The organism is Demequina sp. NBRC 110056 (assembly GCF_002090155.1).
In the GTDB taxonomy this organism is placed as follows: domain Bacteria; phylum Actinomycetota; class Actinomycetes; order Actinomycetales; family Demequinaceae; genus Demequina.
This window is the reverse complement of record NZ_BBRM01000003.1, coordinates 401,186-419,286: the sequence shown is the minus strand read 5'-3', so window position 1 is coordinate 419,286 and position 18,101 is coordinate 401,186. Positions and strand designations below refer to the sequence as shown.

General features: G+C 71.0%; 14 protein-coding genes. 1 reads left to right on the top strand and 13 read right to left on the bottom strand.

All coding sequences use genetic code 11. The features are described from left to right. Positions 1 to 22: 22 nt before the first annotated feature. The 3 genes from B7K25_RS06305 to B7K25_RS06295 form a co-directional block, all read right to left on the bottom strand. Positions 23 to 1,162, bottom strand: a complete 1,140-nt coding sequence (locus B7K25_RS06305; RefSeq protein WP_084104851.1) for a phosphate ABC transporter substrate-binding protein PstS — start codon at positions 1,160 to 1,162, stop codon at positions 23 to 25. 156 nt (positions 1,163 to 1,318) lie between these two features. After that, entirely contained in the window at positions 1,319 to 2,014 is a 696-nt protein-coding gene (locus tag B7K25_RS06300; protein WP_084104850.1) for a response regulator transcription factor, read from the bottom strand. Then, complete coding sequence (locus B7K25_RS06295; protein ID WP_084104849.1) at positions 2,011 to 3,153, bottom strand: cell wall metabolism sensor histidine kinase WalK; 1,143 nt, start codon at positions 3,151 to 3,153, stop codon at positions 2,011 to 2,013. The genes B7K25_RS06300 and B7K25_RS06295 overlap by 4 nt, the downstream gene beginning before the upstream one ends. A 143-nt stretch (positions 3,154 to 3,296) precedes the next feature. Between B7K25_RS06295 and phoU the strand changes: the two genes are divergently transcribed. Further along, a complete protein-coding gene (gene phoU / locus B7K25_RS06290; RefSeq protein ID WP_084104848.1) occupies positions 3,297 to 3,956 on the top strand; it encodes a phosphate signaling complex protein PhoU in 660 nt (219 codons plus the stop codon). A gap of 157 nt (positions 3,957 to 4,113) precedes the next feature. On the opposite strand, the gene B7K25_RS06285 is transcribed toward phoU, so the two are convergent. The 10 genes from B7K25_RS06285 to B7K25_RS06240 all read right to left on the bottom strand — a co-directional run bounded on the left by B7K25_RS06285 (position 4,114) and on the right by B7K25_RS06240 (position 17,721). Then, on the bottom strand, positions 4,114 to 4,515 hold the full coding sequence (locus tag B7K25_RS06285) for a hypothetical protein (protein WP_084104847.1): 402 nt from the start codon (positions 4,513 to 4,515) through the stop codon (positions 4,114 to 4,116). Next, a complete protein-coding gene (locus tag B7K25_RS06280; RefSeq protein ID WP_084104846.1) occupies positions 4,512 to 5,144 on the bottom strand; it encodes a nucleotidyltransferase domain-containing protein in 633 nt (210 codons plus the stop codon). The genes B7K25_RS06285 and B7K25_RS06280 overlap by 4 nt, the downstream gene beginning before the upstream one ends. 211 nt (positions 5,145 to 5,355) lie before the next feature. After that, a complete protein-coding gene (locus B7K25_RS06275; protein ID WP_084104845.1) occupies positions 5,356 to 6,099 on the bottom strand; it encodes a phosphoglyceromutase in 744 nt (247 codons plus the stop codon). Positions 6,100 to 6,185: 86 nt separating this feature from the next. Further along, complete coding sequence (locus B7K25_RS06270; RefSeq protein ID WP_084104844.1) at positions 6,186 to 7,244, bottom strand: beta-propeller fold lactonase family protein; 1,059 nt, start codon at positions 7,242 to 7,244, stop codon at positions 6,186 to 6,188. Positions 7,245 to 7,310: 66 nt separating this feature from the next. Beyond that, entirely contained in the window at positions 7,311 to 7,625 is a 315-nt protein-coding gene (locus tag B7K25_RS06265) for an Lsr2 family protein (RefSeq protein ID WP_084104843.1), read from the bottom strand. 126 nt (positions 7,626 to 7,751) lie between these two features. Continuing rightward, positions 7,752 to 8,024 (bottom strand): hypothetical protein, encoded by a 273-nt coding sequence (locus B7K25_RS06260; RefSeq protein ID WP_084104842.1) that lies wholly within the window; start codon positions 8,022 to 8,024, stop codon positions 7,752 to 7,754. A 1-nt stretch (position 8,025) separates the two neighbouring features. Then, positions 8,026 to 9,492: a lysine--tRNA ligase gene (gene lysS / locus B7K25_RS06255; protein ID WP_234988106.1), complete on the bottom strand. Its 1,467-nt coding sequence runs from the start codon at positions 9,490 to 9,492 to the stop codon at positions 8,026 to 8,028. Positions 9,493 to 9,886: 394 nt separating this feature from the next. Further along, entirely contained in the window at positions 9,887 to 10,786 is a 900-nt protein-coding gene (nadC, locus tag B7K25_RS06250) for a carboxylating nicotinate-nucleotide diphosphorylase (protein WP_084104916.1), read from the bottom strand. A gap of 228 nt (positions 10,787 to 11,014) precedes the next feature. Beyond that, positions 11,015 to 12,709, bottom strand: a complete 1,695-nt coding sequence (locus B7K25_RS06245) for an L-aspartate oxidase (RefSeq protein WP_084104840.1) — start codon at positions 12,707 to 12,709, stop codon at positions 11,015 to 11,017. Between the two features lie 428 nt (positions 12,710 to 13,137). After that, positions 13,138 to 17,721 carry an endo-1,4-beta-xylanase gene (locus B7K25_RS06240; RefSeq protein WP_084104839.1) on the bottom strand — a complete coding sequence of 1,528 codons (4,584 nt, stop codon included), beginning with the start codon at positions 17,719 to 17,721 and terminating at the stop codon, positions 13,138 to 13,140. Positions 17,722 to 18,101 lie beyond the last annotated feature (380 nt).

The window sequence follows — 18,101 nt, the reverse complement described above, 5'->3', positions numbered from 1 at the left end:
ACTGCCAATGTAGGGGAAAGCGTCAGCCCGCCGCGATCTCGTCGAGGATCGCGGTGATCTGGGCGCTCAGGTCCGCCGAGAGGGGCGCCGAGCCGGCGGCCTCGGCCGAGACGGCCTGGCCCTCCGACGAGGCGACGTACTTCTCGAAGCCGGTGACCAGGGCGCGCTCGGTCTCGTCGTCGTACTGCGAGCAGACGATGTGGTACGAGACCAGGGTCAGCGGGTAGGCCGACGAGTCGGTCGTGGTGCGGTCGATCGAGTACGCGAGGTCGTTCTCACCGTTGGCGTTCTCGGCGAGCGGCGACGCGGTCACGATGTTCGCGGCGGCCTCCGGGGAGAACGGCACGTACTCCTCGCCGACCTTGATCGCGACGGTGCCGAGCGAGCCGGCGCGCGAGGCGTCGGCGTAGCCGATCGAGCCGGGCGTGGCGGTGACGCCCTCGACGAGCGCCGAGGTGCCGTCGAAGCCGACGCGCTGAGCGGAGGTCTCGGGGAACTCCTTCGACGCCTCGTGGGCCCACGCGCCGTCCGACGCCTGCTCGAGGTAGTCGGTGAAGTTCTCCGACGTGCCGGACGAGTCCGAGCGGTGCGCGACCGTGATGGTGTCGCCGGGCAGCTCGACGCCCTCGTTCTGCGAGGTGATGGCCTCGTCGTCCCAGGTGGTGATGTCGCCGTTGAAGATCTGCGCGATGGTCGCGGCGTCGAGGTTGAGCGAGGTCACGCCCTCGACGTTGAAGATGACCGCGACGGGCGAGATGTACATGGGCAGGTGGTAGGCGCCACCGTCGCCGTCGCAGCGCTCCACGGCGCCCGCGTACTCAGCGTCGTCGAGGAGGCCGTCGGAGCCGGCGAAGGGCACGGCGCCCGAGAGGAACTGCTCGATGCCGCCGCCGGAGCCGACCGGGTCGTAGCCCACGGTCACCTCGGGGTTGGACTCCTGGAACTTGGCGCGCCAGGCGTCCATGGCGGACTCCTGCGACGATGCGCCGGCACCCTGCAGGTTGCCGGACAGCGACATGGCCTCGGGGGCCTCCGACTCGGTGCCGGTGGTCGGCGCGTCGGACGACTCGGGCGTCTCCTCGTTCGAGGGGGAGCAGGCCGCGAGCACGAAGGTCAGCGCGGCGGCCGAGGCCACGGCGCCGGTGCGCAGTGCAATCTTCACAGTCGAGTTTCCTCACTTGATTGATCGGGGACCCGGCAACCTGCCGGACGATCTCAAAGTTAGGGAGGCCAGGTAACGAGCCCGAGGGCCCAGACTGAACACGAGGTGAACAATCCGTGAACGCGTCACCGGGCCGAACGGGGCGTTATCGAACCGTTACGCCTCGAAGGTGTACCCGACGCCGCGAACCGTCTGGATGAGCACGGGCTCCGACGGGTCGGCCTCGATGCGACTGCGCAGGCGCTTGATGTGGACGTCGAGCGTCTTGGTGTCGCCGAAGTAGTCGGCGCCCCACACGCGGTCGATGATGACCTGGCGCGGGAGGACCCGACCGGCGTTCTGCGCGAGCAGGTGCAGCAGCGCGAACTCCTTGGGCGGCAGGGACTGCACGTCCTCGCCGCGGGTCACCGACAGGCGCTCCGGGTCGAGGGTGATGCCGGCCACCGTGAGGCGCTCGGGCTCGTCGGGGATGCCGGTCGCGGCCATCTGCTGGCGACGCAGCAGCCCGCGTACGCGGGCGACCAGCTCGCGGCCCGAGTACGGCTTGGTGACGTAGTCGTCGGCGCCCAGCTCGAGGCCGATGATCTTGTCGACCTGGTCGTCCTTCGCCGTGACCATGATCACGGGCACGTCCGAGCGCTCCCGGATGGTGCGGAACACCTCCTGGCCCGACATCCCGGGCAGCATGAGGTCCAGCAGGATCACGTCAGCGCCGTCGCGCTGGAACGCCTCGACTCCCTGCGGGCCGGTCTCGGCCAACAGCACGTCGAACCCCTCGCGGGTCAGCAGGTACTTGAGGGAGTCGCGGTACGACTCCTCGTCCTCGACCACGAGCACGCGTCCCTCGGTCATGACTCCTCCTCGGCGGCCTCGGCCGCATCGGCCGCCTCACCCTCTGCGGCGAGACGGATGGTGAACGTCGAGCCCACCGAGGGCTGCGACCACAGATGCACGGTGCCCGAGTGCTGGGCGACCACGTGCTTGACGATGGACAGCCCCAGGCCGGTGCCGCCCGTCTCGCGCGAGCGCGCGGGGTCCGTGCGGTAGAACCGCTCGAAGATGCGCTCCTGGTCCTCGGTCGCGATGCCGAGGCCCTGGTCGATCACCGCCAGGCGGGCGATCTCGCCCTCCTGGCCCAGCGCGACCGTCACGCGGCCGGCGGGCTCGGAGTAGTTGATCGCGTTGTCGACGAGGTTGCGCAGCGCCATGACGAGCAGGTCGCGGTCCCCCATCACGATCGGCGACGCGGTCACCTCGCGCACGAGCGTGATGCGCTTGCCGTCGGCCGCGATGTGGACGGCCTCGAGGACCTCGTCGACCACGCCTCCGAGGTCGACCGTCTCGTACTCCATCACGGACTCGCCGCCCTGCAGGCGGGAGATCTCGATGATCTCCTGGATGAGCTTGGTGAGGCGCCGGGTCTCCTTGCGGATCTTGCCGGCGAACTTCTCCACCATGAGGGTGTCCTCGGCGTTGTCCTCGATGGTCTCGGCCAGCAGGGACAGCGCGCCCACGGGCGTCTTGAGCTCGTGGGAGACGTTGACGGCGAACTCGCGTCGCGTCGCCTCGGCCGCGCGCATCTCGGTGTTGTCGTTCGCCACCGCGAGCGCGAGCTCGTCGTTGAGGGGCGTGACGCGCACGTGAACGATGCTCGACGAGCCGAGGACGCCGCGCTTGATCTCGACCTCGTCCTCGACGGGGGACTCTGCCTTCCACGCCTTCTCGGCGAGGTCGGCCACTCCCCCGTGGAGCGCGCCGTCCGCGCGCGACACCCCGAGGGCGTTCGCCGTGGTGTTCGCGAAGGCGCTGCGGCGGTCGCGGCGCACGATGACGGCGCCGGACTGCAGCACCGACAGCACCTCGCGCGTGCGGTGCGGCACCAGGGTGCCGGCGACGGTGTCCTCGGAGCCTCCGCGACGGTTCACGAGCACGCCGATCCCGATGCCAAGTGCGAGGGCGAGAGCGACGAGCAGCCAGGATTCGGGGCTCATGTGGTCACAGTATCGACCCGTCGGCGAGTTCACCCAAAGTTCAGCGACGGCACCGAATGTTCACCGTCTTGTGGGTGCACGTCGGGCTGGGCGCTGGGTGGCGATGCCACACTAGGGGAGACGCACCACCGTTGAGGAGAACCATGCGCACCCTGTTCACTGCAGAGATGTCCGAGCTTGCGGGCGACCTCGTGGCCATGAGCCGCCACGTGGAGTCCGCCATCAGCCGGGCGTCCGAGGCGCTGCTCACGCAGAACGTCGAGCTCGCCCAGGCCGTCATCGCGGACGATGCGAAGCTCGACGACCTCGAGGAGACCGTCGACGAGCGCTGCGTGCTGCTCATCGCCCAGCAGCAGCCGGTCGGCCTCGACCTGCGCAGCATCATCTCCGCGCTGCGCATCTCCGCCTCCCTCGAGCGCATGGGTGACCTCGCCCAGCACATCGCCGAGGCGGCCCGCCGCGCCTACCCCGAGTCCGCGATCCCCTCCGAGCACGCCGAGATCATCGAGGAGATGACCGTCGCCGCGAAGAAGGCGGCCGCCGAGGTCATCGAGCTGCTCGAGACCCGCGACCTCAACACGGCCGCCGGCATCGTCTCGGACGACGACGACCTCGACAAGCTGCACTCGCGCGCCTACAAGACCCTGCTCGACCCGGCGTACACCGGCTCGACGCAGGAGACGCTCGACATCAGCCTGCTCGCCCGCTACTTCGAGCGCTTCGGCGACCACGCGGTGGCCGTCTCGCGCCGCATCGTCTACCTCGTGACCGGCGACCACACGGGCGACCGCGCGCGCATCTGACGCGCACGTCATCTTCGCGACAGCCCCGGCGCCTCGGCGCCGGGGCTCCGTCGTTCCTCCCCCGCGGCACCGCTGCCGAGTGGGAGGGGACGCCGCGCGCTGCTCCCCCGCCGCCCTCACTGGACGACGAGGATCCCGGGCGACCCGCGCATCGGTCCTACGGCCGCAGACGCTGGCGCGCCTCCTCGACGAGGTGCCGCGCGTTCCGCAGCGCCATGGTCCGGTCCGCCTCGCCGATCAGACCCGAGCCGTAGTGGCTCTCGTTCTTGACGTCGACGACGCGCTTGAGCGCGCGGCCGAGCTCCCGGTCGACGCGCTCCAGCAGCGTGGCGGCTGCCGCGTGGTCTGTCCCGGAGTACCGCTCGCCCGTGGCGCCGATGCACACGGCGTCGGAGGCGGCGATCGCGGCGAGGACCGCCACGCCGACGCACACGTTCGCGCCGGCGCCAGGCTCCTCGGACACCAGCTCGGCGACCTCGAGGTACTTCTGCGCTACCGCGAGCCGTCCGCGAGCTTCGGCACGATCCGCGGGTCGAGTCCGGAGCTGCCGCGGTGTCACGGGTCAGTCCGTCCCGTGTCGAAGAGCGACTCGAGCTCGCTGCCGAGAAGAAGCTCGCTGTCGCGACGCCACGAGTCCACGATCGGCTCGTGAGCGGCAGCCAGCTCCCGGAAGCGACCGCTCTGCACGGTGACCACCTGCAGTCGGTTCCCGGTCCAACGCTCGACGTCGTCTGACACCGCGTCGATGCGCAGCAGCCAGTCGTCACCCGTCGGCTCCACGCCGTCGTCGACGATCAGAAGAACGTCGATGTCACTGTCGGCGTCGCCGTCGCCTCGCGCGAACGAGCCGAAGATCGAGGCGTGCAGAGGGGCTGGCGCGAGGCCAGCGAGCGCGTCGCGCAGCCGCGTGCGGACCTCGCGCGTGGCGGACAGCGCCTCGACCACGACCGGGGCGAGCACGTGCTCTCGTGAGAAGCGATACATGGGCCCGCGCCCGCCCGGGCTCTCGGTGACCAGCCCCTGGGCGACGAGCCGACCAAGCGCGTCCCGCAGCCCCATGCGGCTCCCTCGCGGCGCGAGGCGAGCGATCGCCGCCAGGCTCAGCGGAGACTCGGTGCGCGCGAGCACGAGCAGAGCGTCAGCATCGAGGGTCGGGGCGATCGAACGCAGGGGGTTCTCGAGGTCCACCCGTCCAGCGTGACACTATTCCGTCGTGTTGTCTATGAAACCGTCATGACGACGGTCATTCGTCGCTGCCGCCTGCCACGGCGGCACGCAGGCGACCCGCGCATCGGCGCTGCAGACGCACGACACACAAGAACGGGGCCCCCGCCGCGAACGGCGAGGGCCCCTGCCGGCCACGCGATGAGAGGGTGACCGAGCGTCCTTGCTTCTTGCGCTACTTCTTGCCCTGGTTGGCGACGGCCTGGATGGCGGCAGCCGCGGCGTCGGCGTCGAGGTAGGTGCCGCCGGCCTTCACGGGCTGCAGCGTCTCCTCGTCGAGCTCGTACACCAGCGGGATGCCGGTGGGCACGTTGACGCCCACGATGTCGTCGTCGGCGATGCCGTCGAGGTGCTTGATGATCGCGCGCAGCGAGTTGCCGTGCGCGGCGACCAGCACCGTCTTGCCGGCCTGGAGGTCGGGCACGATGGCGCCCTCCCAGTACGGCAGCGCCCGCTCGAGGACGTCCTTGAGGCACTCGGTCTCGGGCACGGGCTCGCCCGCGTAGCGGGGGTCGCCGGCCTGGCCGTAGGCGTTGTCCGCGCTGATGGGCGGCGGCGGCACGTCGTAGCTGCGGCGCCAGGTCATGAACTGCTCCTCGCCGAACTGCTCGAGGGTCTCCGCCTTGTTCTTGCCCTGCAGGTCGCCGTAGTGACGCTCGTTGAGGCGCCAGTCGCGCTTGACCGGGATCCAGTGGCGGTCCGCGGCGTCGAGCGCGAGGTTGGCGGTCATGATCGCGCGGCGCAGGAGCGACGTGTGGACCACGTCAGGCAGGATGCCCTCCTCCTTGAGCAGCTCGCCGCCGCGCTTGGCCTCGCCCCAGCCCTTCTCGTTGAGCTCGACGTCCACCCAGCCGGTGAACAGGTTCTTCGAGTTCCAGTCGCTCTCGCCGTGGCGGAGCAGGATCAGTGTGTAGGTCATGGTTTCAGCGTAGCGCCGATGCGCGGGCTGGGTCCTGGGTCTCCGGTCCCGTCGGGAGGGCGGACGGTGGGCGCGGCCGGGCGCGGTCAGGCCGGGCAGGCGCAGGCGGGGCTCGGCACGGGCGCCGATGCGTGCGTCACCTGCGCGACCTCGCCCACCTCGTGCTCGGGCGGCAGGGCGAGCACGTCCGCGAGGGCGTAGGAGCGCACCTCGTGGCCGCGCTCGCACGCGACGAGAAGCCGGTCGTCGCCGATCGCGAAGTGCCGCGGCCAGTGGCCGACGTCGAAGCAGGTGCGGTAGCGAGCGTCGCCCTCGGGGCTGAGATCGAACAGGGAGATCACATCCGCGCCGCGGACGGCGATGAGCAGCACGTCGCCGTGGATCAGGATGTGGCCGTCCTGCAGCCCGGCCTCGCCCGTGCGGTTGGCGGCCGCCGTCGACTGCAGCTCCTGGATCACCTCGGCCGTCGCCGACGCGCCGTCCCAGCGCAGCACGCGCAGCTGGTTGTCGAGCTCGCACGCGACGTAGAGGCGGTCGCCGCGCACCGCGAAGTGCCGGGGCCCGGCTCCGGCGGGCAGCGTCGCGGCGATGCCGTCCCCGGCGAGCAGCCCGTCGGCCCCTACCGCGTAGCGGCGCAGCTCGTCGGTGCCGAGGTCGCACACGAGCAGGTGCCGCTGCCCCGGCGCGAAGCCAGCGAAGTGCGCGTGCGGCGCCTCCTGGCGGTCGGCGTTGGGCCCGGATCCCTCGTGGCCGAACACCTGGTCGGGCGTCGCCGCCGCGGGCAGCCCATCCTCGCCAAGGGCGACGACGGCGACGTCGCCGCTCATGTAGTGGCACGCGTAGAGCGCCCGCGCGTCGGGCGCGAGCAGCAGGTGACACCCCGCGCGTCCGCCCGTGGGGACCGTCGCGACCAGCACCGGTGCTTCGGGGTCGCTGACGTCGATCGCGTGCACCGCCGAGTCGTCCGACTCGGTGATCACGTACAGCAGCGGCAGGCTCGGGTGGCGCACGACGAACGCCGGCGCCGGCAGCTCGAGCGCGAGGACCGGCGCGCCGGCGCTCTCGCGCCACAGGCCCTCGCCCAGGCCCGCGGGGGTGCCGTTGCCCGCCTCGGGGAAGGTGCCCCACCAGATCGAGTCGGTCATCGCGTCCTCCTCACAGCAGTGCGGCTCCGCTCCCGTCAGGGAGCGGAGCCGCCAGCTGTCGTCGTCCTAGTTCGCTGCGGCGTATGCCTCGCGGATCTCCGTGGAGATCCTGCCACGCTCGGAGATGTCGAACCCGTTGTCCTTCGCCCACGCCCGCACCTTTGCGGAGTCGGCACGGCGGGGACGCCCGCCGCCGCGCTTGGTCGACGAGACGCGACGCGCCTTCGCCGTCCAGGCGCTGATGTCCTCCCTCAGCTTGGCGGCGTTCGCCTCCGAGAGGTCGATCTCGTACGCGACGTTGTCGACCGCGAAGCTCACGGTCTCCTTCGCCTCGCCGCCATCAATGTCGTCCACGAGGACGACCTGGACCTTCTGTGCCATCGCACTTCCTTTCTAGAAGAAGCAGGCCCAGAATCACATAATGGCGCGAAAAGGTCAATAACGGAATGTGCGCGTTATCGGCGTTCGCGCGAATGAATCGTATTCACGCAAAGAAAGTGCGTCGTTCTACGCCTCCGAGCGCGCCGAGGGCTCCTCACGCGACTCGGCGACGGGCCCAGCACCGGGCTCGGCGACGGTGTCGACGGACTCAGCACGCGCATCGGCGCTCCGATCCGACGGTGCACCCTGCACCGAGCGGGCGTCGTCCTCCTCGATCTGGGCGAGGGCCGCGCGCTCGTTGCGGTCGGCGCGCACGACGGCGCGCATCGCGAACCAGAACAGCGCGGCGACGGCGATCGAGGGGATGAGGCCGATCGCGACCAGCTGCCACATCGGCATGTCAGTCCTCCGTGGGCTTGACCAGCGGGAACGTGATGGTCTCGCGGATGCCGAGGCCGGTGAGCGCCATGAGCAGGCGGTCCATGCCCATGCCCATGCCTCCCGACGGGGGCATCGCGAACTCCATCGCGGTGAGGAAGTCCTCGTCGAGCGCCATCGCCTCGTCGTCGCCCTGCGCCGCCATGCGGGCCTGCTGCTCGAAGCGCTCGCGCTGGATGACCGGGTCGACCAGCTCCGAGTACGCGGTGGCAAGCTCGAATCCACGCACGTAGAGGTCCCACTTCTCGACGATGCCGTCCTGCGTGCGGTGGTCGCGCGTAAGGGGGCTGGTCTCGACCGGGAAGTCGCGCACGAAGGTGGGCGCGGTGAGGGTGTCGCCCACGTGGTGCTCCCACAGCTCCTCCACGAGCTTGCCGTGGTTGACGCGCTTGGGGTCGACAGAGATCTCGAAGCGCTCGCACAGGGCCGCGAGCTGCTCGACCGAGGTCGCGGGCGTGATCTCCTCGCCGAGCGCCTCGGACAGCGAGCCGTACATGGTCAGCGCGGTCCACTCGCCCGACAGGTCGCACTCCTCGCCGCCGGCGAGGGTCACCACCTCGGTGTCGAAGACGTCGCGCGCGGCACCCTGGATGAGCTCGCGCGTGAGGGTCGCCATGGTGTCGTAGTCGCCGTAGGCCTCGTACGCCTCGAGCATCGAGAATTCAGGCGAGTGCGAGGAATCCGAGCCCTCATTCCTGAAATTGCGATTGATCTCGAAAACCTTCTCGATGCCGCCCACCACCGCGCGCTTGAGGAAAAGCTCCGGAGCGATGCGAAGGTAGAGGTCGATATCGAACGCATTCATGTGCGTCAGGAATGGGCGCGCCGCGGCGCCGCCGTGCTGCGTCTGCAGCATGGGCGTCTCGATCTCGAGGAAGCCGCGCTCGTGGAGGGACTCGCGCAGGCTGCGCATGACGTGGGCGCGGTTGCGGACCGTGTCGCGCGCGAGCGGGCGGGCGATGAGGTCGACGTAGCGCTGGCGCACGCGCGTGTCCTCGGCGAGGTCCTTGTGCAGCGTCGGCAGGGGGCGCAGCGCCTTGGCGGCGATGGCCCAGTCGTCGGCGAAGACGGAGACCTCGCCGCGGCGCGACTTGATGACGCGGCCGTGCGCGAAGAGGTGGTCGCCCAGGTCGACGTCGGCCTTGAACGCGGCGAGCGAGTCCTCGCCCACCTCCGCGAGGCTCAGCATGATCTGCAGGCGCTCGCCCGCGCCGTCCTGGATGGTCGCGAAGCACAGCTTGCCCGTGTTGCGCACGAACACCACGCGACCCGCGACGCCCACGACGTCCTGGGTCTCGTCGCCGGCCTCGAGCGCATCGTCGTACTGCGCGCGGATGGCGGCGATCTCGTGGGTGCGGTCGACGGACACCGGGTAGGCCTCGCCGCCCGCGTCGATGATGCGGTCGCGCTTCGCACGGCGCACGCGCATCTGCTCGGGGACGTCGATCTCGGTGGTGTCAGGCGCTTCGGTCACGCCCTCTAGGGTACCGGCGCGTGCGGGCGCCTCCCCGCTTCCGCCTCCCCGCCCGACAGTTCCGAACATCCCGGGCGCGACACGCGGGTGCGGCGCGCGCGTTCGCGAGGTTCGCCGGGGTGTCGCGAGCGCCGATGTTCGGGACTGTCGGCGTACCGGTCAACACACAGCTGTGGCGGGTGGGACGCGGGAGTCTCGTGTGCGATCACAGGGACCACTCTCGCCTCACGGGTCCCAGGCGTGTGTTGAGTGGTACAAGGCCGGAGGGCCGATGCGCGGGCTGGGGTCCCGCGTCTTGCTCGGCTCGCGTCCCCTCGGCTCGCGTCCGCTCGGCTCGGGACTGGACGGCTCAGTTCAGGTCGAGTGCGAGGTCGATGATCGGGCTCGAGTGCGTGAGCCCACCCACCGACATGTAGTCGACGCCCGTGTCCGCGACGTCGCGCGCGTTCGCGAGCGTCAGCCCTCCGGTCGCCTCGAGGCGCACGCGGCCCACGTCGGGCTCCATCTCGCGCACCTCGCGCACGAGCGCGCGCATCGCGTCGGGCGCCATGTTGTCGAGCATCAGGAACCGCGCGCCGGCGTCGATCGCCTCGCGCGCCTGGTCGGGCGACTCGATCTCGACCTGCACGGGCACGTCCGGGAAGCGGTCGTGGATCGCCAGGAGGGCCGCGCCCACGGAACCGGCGGCGAGGATGTGGTTGTCCTTCACCATGGCGCAGTCGTGCAGGCCGGTGCGCTTGTTGACGCCGCCGCCCACGCGGACCGCGTACTTCTCGAGCTCGCGCAGTCCGGGCGTGGTCTTGCGCGTGTCGAGCACGCGCGCGCCGGTGCCCTCGAGCGCATCGGCCCAGCGGCGGGTGTGCGTCGCGATGCCCGAGGCGCGCGACAGGAAGTTGAGGATGGTGCGCTCGGCGATGAGGATCACGTGGCCTGCGCCGGAGGCGTCGGCGACATGCGCGCCGGCATCGAGGCGGTCGCCATCGGTGGCACGCAGCTCGATCACGGGCATCGGCAGGCTGAGGCGCTCCGCGACCTGGCCGAGCGCCTCGGCGATCACGGGGATCCCCGCGATCACGCCGGCCTCGCGCATGATGATCGCGCCCCTCACCTGCGCGGAGGCGGCGATGGTGGCCTGGGTGGTGACGTCGCGTCCGGGCTCGGAGCCCAGGTCCTCGTCAAGGGCCTCGCCCACGGCGGAGGCGAGCCACGAGGCGCGCAGCGGACGGTCCTGGGGAAGGTCTTCAGGCATGCTCACGGCGATCAAGCGTAGCCGTCACCCACGCGCGCCACGGACCTCCAAAGAAGCCACTAGGCACGCAGGTGTGACGTATGTCACACTGGGGCCTGTGGTCGCGCCACGCGGGTCACACTGCTTCCGTCGAGCGACGGTGCTGGGGGGTGAGGGCGCGGCGGCGTCCGTGCGTGAGCTCGTCTCGCGAGCGGTCGCCGCCCGCGTACTCCCCACGGACCACTGCGGTCAGCCCAGCTCGAGCGGCGCCCGCTGAATCTGCAGCTCCCCGTCCCCGTCCAGGGTGGCCGCAAGGCGCACAGCCCACCGCGCATCGTCCCTGTCGGGGAAGTCCTCGCGCAGGTGTCCTCCGCGCGTCTCCTCGCGCTCGAAGGCGGTCGCCACCAGGGCCGATGCGCTCGTCAGGACGTTGCTCGTCTCCCACTCCGCGGTCTGCGGCAGCGCGCTCGCCGGGCTGTCCGTGTGAAACCGCTGCCGCAGCGCGCCGAGCCGCTCGGTCGCCCTCGCGAGCCCCGCGGCCGACCGCACCGGCCCCGCCCCGCGGTGGGCGATGGACTGGATCTGGGCGCGGGTCGTCGCGGGCACGAGCGCCGATGGCCCCGGCCGCGTCACCGGCTCGAGCTGGCGCACGGTGCCGTCGGCGACGGCCTGGGCGGCGTCGGCGGCGGCGCGGCTGGCGAACACCAGGCCCTCGAGCAGCGAGTTCGACGCGAGCCGGTTCGCCCCATGGACCCCGGTGCACGCCGCCTCGCCCACCGCGTGCAAGCCGCGCAGCGTGGAGCGCCCGCGGAGGTCGGTGAGGATCCCGCCCGAGTGGTAGTGCTGAGCCGGCGCGACGGGGATGAGGTCCTCGGCCATGTCGATGCCGCGCTCGGCGAGGCGCTCCCAGATGGTCGGGAAGCGCTCGCGCAGGAAGCGCCGGCCCAGGTGACGGCAGTCGAGGAAGACGTTGTCCGAGTCCTCCTCGTCCATCATCGCGACGATGCCCTTCGACACCACGTCGCGCGGGGCAAGCTCGGCCATCTCGTGCCGGTCGACCATGAAGCGCTCGCCGGCTCCGTTGAGCAGGTAGGCGCCCTCGCCGCGCACGGCCTCCGAGATGAGGGGCTGCTGCCCGCGAGCGGCCGAGCCCTGCCACAGGACGGTGGGGTGGAACTGGACGAACTCGATGTCCGCGACGGCGGCGCCGGCGCGCAGCGCCGCGGCCAGGCCGTCGCCCGTGGCCGAGGCGGGGTTGGTGGACGAGCGGAACACCTGCCCGATGCCGCCGGTCGCCATGATGACCGACTTCGCGAGCGCAGCGCCCACGCCGTCGCGGCTGCCCTCGCCGATGATGTGCAGCGTCACCCCGCACACCGGCCCGGGGCGACCGTCCGCGTCGGGCGCGGCGGTCAGCAGGTCCACGACCATCGCGTTCTCGACGACCTCGATGCCGGGGTCGTTCTTGATCGCCTCGAGCTGCGCGACGAGTGCTCGTGAGATCTCCGCGCCGGTCGCGTCGCCGCCAGCGTGCGCGATGCGGTCGCGGTGGTGGCCGCCCTCGCGCGTGAGGGTGATGCCGCCGTCCGCGTCGGTGTCGAAGTTGGCCCCGCGGGCGACGAGCTCGCGCACCCGGTCGGGCCCCTCCGTGACGAGGGCACGCACGGCCTGCTCCGAGCACAGCCCGGCGCCCGCGATGAGGGTGTCCTGGAGGTGCTCCTCGGGGGTGTCCTCGGGGTGCAGCGCGGCGGCGATGCCGCCCTGGGCCCAGACCGTGGAGCCCGAGCTCAGCGCGCCCTTGGTCACGACCAGCACGCGGTCGACCTTGGCACGCAGCTCGAGGGCCGCGGTCAGCCCAGCGATGCCCGAGCCGACCACGATGACGTCGGCGTCGATGGTCCATCCGGGCGCGGGCGCAGCGAGGTGGCGGACGTAACGGATCATGGCCTCAACCTAGCGGCGCGCGCCGATATCTCTCACCCCCGACAGTTCCGAACGCCTGGCGCGCGACACGCCGGGGGCGAGGCGCTGCAGAAGCAGTTGCACCGGCGCGCCCCGGTGGCGATGTTCGAAACTGTCGGGAGGGGTCGCGTACGGCGGGGGCCCTGCAGGCCGAGTCGGGCGCGCAACGGGAGCGGGAGCGTGGCCGGGTGGTGCAGGAGGGGCGATGCGCGGCGCGGCCCCGGCGCGCCACGTGCGCCGGGGCCGCGGTGGCACCCGACGGGGGCGTCGGTGCCGGAGAGACGGCCGGCGGAGCCTGTGCCCTGGCGTCCGCTCCCTTGTGCGCGGTCGCCCCAGGCTCCGTGTCGCGGTCCGGGGGCCCGATGCGCGGTGAGCCCGCACCGGATCGCGCCGCCGGCCGTCTCCCTCGTCTAGCGGTTCGTGGTGGCCTCCCTGGTCCGTGCGCGTCCGACCGCCGCCGCGCCGAGCGCGAGCAGCAGCATCGCCGCCGCGACGAACGGCAGATAGCCGTCCGCTCCCGTCGCCGACAGGGCGGCGGCCGGCAGGATCTCGATCGCCGCCCAGCCGATCAGCGCGCCGTCGGCCGCGTACACCGCGAGGGTGTGCGATCCCGGGGGCGTGTCCGCCGGGATGGTCACGCGGATGTCGCCCGCGGCGTTCGCGATCGGCGAGCCGATGAGCGTGGGCTCGGAGTACAGGTACGCGTCGGTCTCCTCGCCAGCGTGGTCGGCGCCGAGTCGGATGGTGATGGTCTCCCCCGCCCGCGCGGACGACGGGACACCCACGCCGCCGTTGGGCGCGCCGCGGACCTCGGACTCAGACTTGGGACCGTTCCCGTTCCCGCCACCGTTGCCGTTCCCGTTCCCGCCACCGTTCCCGTTGCCGTTCCCGTTCCCGTTCCCGCCGCCGTTGCCGTTCCCGTTCCCATTGCCGTTGCCGTTCCCGCCACCGTTGCCGTTCCCGTTCCCGTTGCCGTTGCCGTTGCCGTTGCCGTTGCCGTTGCCAGCATCGTCGGCGGCGACCAGCTCGGTGACGCCCCACCGGGCGGTCGACTGGTAGCCGGCACCGGTCGGGTCGGCCCAGTTGCGGATGGTCTGGCGCGCGCCGTCGGCGGCGTCGTTGACCTGGACGTCCAGGCCCTGGAACGAGCCGAGGCCGCCGTATTCCAACAGCCCGATCGCCGCCTCGACCACGTACCCGCCATCGACCACCTGGACGGCCGACTCGAGCCTGTTGGCCTGGAAGGTCTCGTCGCCGGTGCCGAACGACACGACGCCGTCGGCGCTGATCCGGATCTGGGTGTCGTCGTACCGGTACGAGCCGTTCTTGGCGTTGCCCGCGTCGACGTAGATCTCGACCGAGTCCTGGGTCCACGGGTCGGACCCGGTGGTGTCGATCACGGGATCGGCGACCTCGCCCAGGACGTAGAGGGTCTGCCCCTTCCACAGGGTGCGGAAGGTGCCGATCGCACCGCCGGTGCCGGACACCTCCTTGTCGGTCGTGACCGCCTCCGCGTCCGCCCAGCCCGCGTCGATCGCGCCGTCGATGACGGGCGCGTCCTCGGCCTCGACCGTCTCCACGAAGGACAGCGGCTCGACGAGGGTGAGCGTGCCGAGCACTCCCTCGGCGTTCCACCCGTCGGACTCGCCGCCCGAGACAGTGCGGACGTCGAGCTGCAGAGCGTCACCCTCGGCCGCGCCGTCGAGAGGCAGGTGAGCCACGACGTCGTAGCCGCCCGAGCGCTCGGTGACGACCGCATCGGCGAACCCCGAGCCGTCCCTGCCCACCACGTACTCCTGCGAGCCCAGGTGCAGCTCGACGCCGTCTCCAGCGCCCGCATCGGCGTCCTGGACGCGGACGAGCACGCTGAGGTGGTCGCTCGTCCAGCGCGTCTGGAACGTTCCGTCGGCGCCCGCGGGCAGCAGCGGCAGGCGGTCCCAGACGGCCGATGCGCTCCCGCCCTCGAGGGGCACGTCACCCTGGAAGGAGTTCGCCGAGCGCAGCGGCGCCGGCAGGTCGCCGCCGACGATGCCGTAGTAGGCCGGCTTGGCCTGGTAGGCGTCGTCGAAGACGAGCGGACCGCCGCTCGAGTCGCGCCACGAGCGGGAGTCGATGAGGCCCCACACCGTCGCGGACCACATCTGGTCGGCGTGCTCGCGGAAGATCTCGAACGCGCGCTCGTAGTAGTAGCCCTGGTCGATGAACTTCGCGTCGGACTCGGGCGTGCCGGTCGTCACGTCGAGCTCGGTCACCGCCTGGTGCAGGCCCAGCGGCGCGAACGTGTCGAGCGTGGCGCCCAGCTCCTCGACCGGGAAGGACAGGTTGAGGTGGAACTGGTGTCCCACACCGTCGAGCGGGGCGCCGCGGTCGATGAGGCGCTCGATGAGACCCATGTAGCGGGCGCGCTTGCCGGACTGCTCGGTGTTGTAGTCGTTGATGAACAGCGCCACCGGGCGGGCCGTGCCGGGAGCGGCGTAGACGTCGTTGAACGCCTCGTCCGCGTAGGCGAACGCGAGGTCCACGAACTCCTCGCCGAGGATCCGGTACCACTCGGAGCGGCGCATGCCGTCAGTGAACTCGCCCGAGTCGGAGATGACCTCGTTGACGACGTCCCACGCGTTGAGCGGGTTCGTCTCCGAGCCGAACAGGCCGTACTCGTCGGACAGGTACTCGGCGATCGCGAAGATGTGCGCTCGCATGCGGTCGCGCAGCACCTGCTGGTCCGCCGCGCTCGTGGTGAGCGGTGCGCCGGCCTCGTCCTCGAAGAACCACGCCGGGGTCTGGCTGTGCCACACGAGCACGTGCCCGTAGACCGCGAGGTCGTGCTCCTGCGCGAAGTCCATGATCGCGATCGCGTCGGGGTGCGGGGTGAACGTGCCTTCGGCGTCGTACCAGGCCTCGGGCTTCATGTGGTTCTCCGGGGTGACCTGGCCGAAGTGCTTGAGCAGCAGCTCAGCTCCCGGCCCCGAGGTCTCGCGGCTGTCGATCGCGACGCCCGCCGGGAAGGACACGGTGTCCTTGATGGGCGTGAGGTCCTGGATGTCCACCGCGTCGGGCACGGAGACGCTCACGTCGTCGACGTAGAAGTCCGAGGTGTTGCCCGGGTTGCCCGAGTCGTAGGCGGTCTCGAAGTACAGCACGCCGTCGTCGAAGCTCGCGGGAGTGAAGCTCGCCGTCACCTGCGTCCAGCCGGAGTTGGTGATGCCCGTGAACTGGCCCAGGGTGTCGTAGGAGTTCGACGAGCCGTTGGTGCGCTGCAGCGTCAACCAGATCGGCCCCGCCGGCTGGCCCTCGCCCATTCGCACCCAGGCGGTGAGCTCGACGGTCGCGCCGGGCGTCAGGATCCCGGTGACGTTGATCGCGAGGCCGTCGCCCTGGTGGTCGCGGCCGGTCACGGCCGCGGACTGCGCGCCGTCCTGGGCGTACGCGGTGGTGACGCCGACGGTGTGGTCGGTGTCGCCGCCCTGGCGGGCGAACCAGCCGTCGAGTCCGTCCTCGAAGCTGGTCTCGAGCAGGACGGTGCCCGGCGGCGGGCCGTCGGTGCCGCCGCCACCGCCGTCGCAGTCGGTCGGGGTCACGACGATGTCGTCGACCTCGTAGTCCTGCGGCGTGGTGACCTCGATCGAGACCTTGGCGCCCGACGCGCCCTCGCCGAAGGTGTGGGTGCCCGCGATGGTCACCCACTCCCCCGCGGTGACATTCTCGGTGTTGCCCACCCAGACGTACTCGTTCGACGCCCCGGGCTCGTTCGCGATGAACCTGACGCCCGCATCGGCGCTCAGACGCACCTTCGCCTCGAAGGCATACTCGACGCCCTCCTCATACGCGCCCACCGCGGACTGGATGCCCTGCCACGTGTCAGTCCGACCCGTCACCGCACCGACGTGGTTCGCCGCATCCGCAGAGTCCTCCACGATCGTGACGGTCGCATTGTTCGCCTGCCACGGCGCGAACGAGCCGCCCTCGAAGTCGACCGACTCCAGGGCCTCGCACTCCTCGGGCTCGGCGGGTCCGCAGTCGGTCGGGGTCACGACGATGTCGTCGACCTCGTAGTCCTGAACGGTCGTGACCTCGATCGAGACCTTGGCGCCGGACGCGGCCTCGCCGAAGGTGTGGGTGCCCGCGATGGTCACCCACTCCCCCGCGGTGACGCTGTCGGTGTTGCCGACCCAGACGTACTCGTTCGACGCCCCAGGCTCGTTCGCGATGAACCTGACCCCCGCATCGGCGCTCAGACGCACCTTCGCCTCGAAGGCATACTCCACGCCCTCCTCGTACGCGCCCACCGCCGACTGGATGCCCTGCCACGTGTCAGTCCGACCCGTCACGGCGCCCACGTGGTTCGCCGCGTCCGCGGAGTCCTCCACGATCGTGACGGTCGCGTTGTTCGCCTGCCACGGGGCGAACGAGTCACCCTCGAAGTCGACCGACTCGAGAGCCTCGCAGGCGCCGGGCTCCTCGGGCGCGCCCTCGCGCGTGATGAGGATGGTGTCGACGTCGTATCCGTAGGGCGTGGCGACGTCGTCGACGGTGACGTTCGCGGTGCCGATGTAGAGGAACGGGTCGGCAGCATCCGGCGTCCACGTGCCCTGCACGGTGGTCCACTCCTTGGTGACCGTGGTGTTGCCGATCCAGTCGTAGCCGCTGTCGCGGCCGATGAGGCGCATGTCCGCGGAGTCCACCGGCGCGTCCGCGGCGAGCCTCAGCTGCAGCGAGGCGGTGTACTCGACGCCCTCCTCGAGCAGGCCCGCGTCGGTCCGGATGCCGTCGTAGTCGTTCACCCGGTTCGTGATCGCGAGGTACGGGTCCGCTCCTTCGACGACGGTCGCGGTGGAGTCGCCGTTGGGCCCCCACGTGCCGAGGCCATCGGAGAAGTCGACGTCCGAGACGGTCTCCGGTGCGGCCGTCGCCGCTGGCGCGACGCTCACGAGGCCCGCGGTGGCGAGGAGGGTGAACGAGGCGGCAAGTGCCGCCCCACGGGTGCGCAGCTTCATCGATGACTCCCTGTCGTGGCGCTTCGTTGCGATGGCGCTGCGACATTCGGGCCGCAGTGCCCCACTGCTCGAAAACGTTACCGATATCGTTTTCGAAAGCAACCGCTGCGGGCGTTTTCGATACTGGGCGCGGTCCCATCGGGTCCGTTTTCGAGGGTGTCAGCCGGCTCGAAACTGGGTTTCAAACGGGGACGGGGCGTTGGGCGCGTTCACATCTCGACATGAGTTTCGAAGCGCCGATGCGCGCTGCCGTACCGCTCAACACACAGCTGGGACCCATGTGAACGAGGGGGCGCATGGGGAGCCCCATGGCTCACGAGAGGCCCACCAGCGACGGCCGTGTGTTGAGCGGCACGCGAGAATCCCCGTGGAGCGCCTGC

Bases quoted from the DNA above. Each gene is read 5' to 3' on its own strand.
- B7K25_RS06275 (WP_084104845.1), bottom strand. From the start codon at position 6,099: ATGACCTACACACTGATCCTGCTCCGCCACGGCGAGAGCGACTGGAAC.
- lysS (WP_234988106.1), bottom strand. From the start codon at position 9,492: ATGCGCGTGCGCCGTGCGAAGCGCGACCGCATCATCGACGCGGGCGGC.
- B7K25_RS06260 (WP_084104842.1), bottom strand. From the start codon at position 8,024: ATGCCGATGTGGCAGCTGGTCGCGATCGGCCTCATCCCCTCGATCGCC.
- B7K25_RS06245 (WP_084104840.1), bottom strand. From the start codon at position 12,709: ATGATCCGTTACGTCCGCCACCTCGCTGCGCCCGCGCCCGGATGGACC.
- B7K25_RS06295 (WP_084104849.1), bottom strand. From the start codon at position 3,153: ATGAGCCCCGAATCCTGGCTGCTCGTCGCTCTCGCCCTCGCACTTGGC.
- nadC (WP_084104916.1), bottom strand. From the start codon at position 10,786: ATGCCTGAAGACCTTCCCCAGGACCGTCCGCTGCGCGCCTCGTGGCTC.
- B7K25_RS06300 (WP_084104850.1), bottom strand. From the start codon at position 2,014: ATGACCGAGGGACGCGTGCTCGTGGTCGAGGACGAGGAGTCGTACCGC.
- B7K25_RS06270 (WP_084104844.1), bottom strand. From the start codon at position 7,244: ATGACCGACTCGATCTGGTGGGGCACCTTCCCCGAGGCGGGCAACGGC.
- phoU (WP_084104848.1), top strand. From the start codon at position 3,297: ATGCGCACCCTGTTCACTGCAGAGATGTCCGAGCTTGCGGGCGACCTC.
- B7K25_RS06265 (WP_084104843.1), bottom strand. From the start codon at position 7,625: ATGGCACAGAAGGTCCAGGTCGTCCTCGTGGACGACATTGATGGCGGC.
- B7K25_RS06240 (WP_084104839.1), bottom strand. From the start codon at position 17,721: ATGAAGCTGCGCACCCGTGGGGCGGCACTTGCCGCCTCGTTCACCCTC.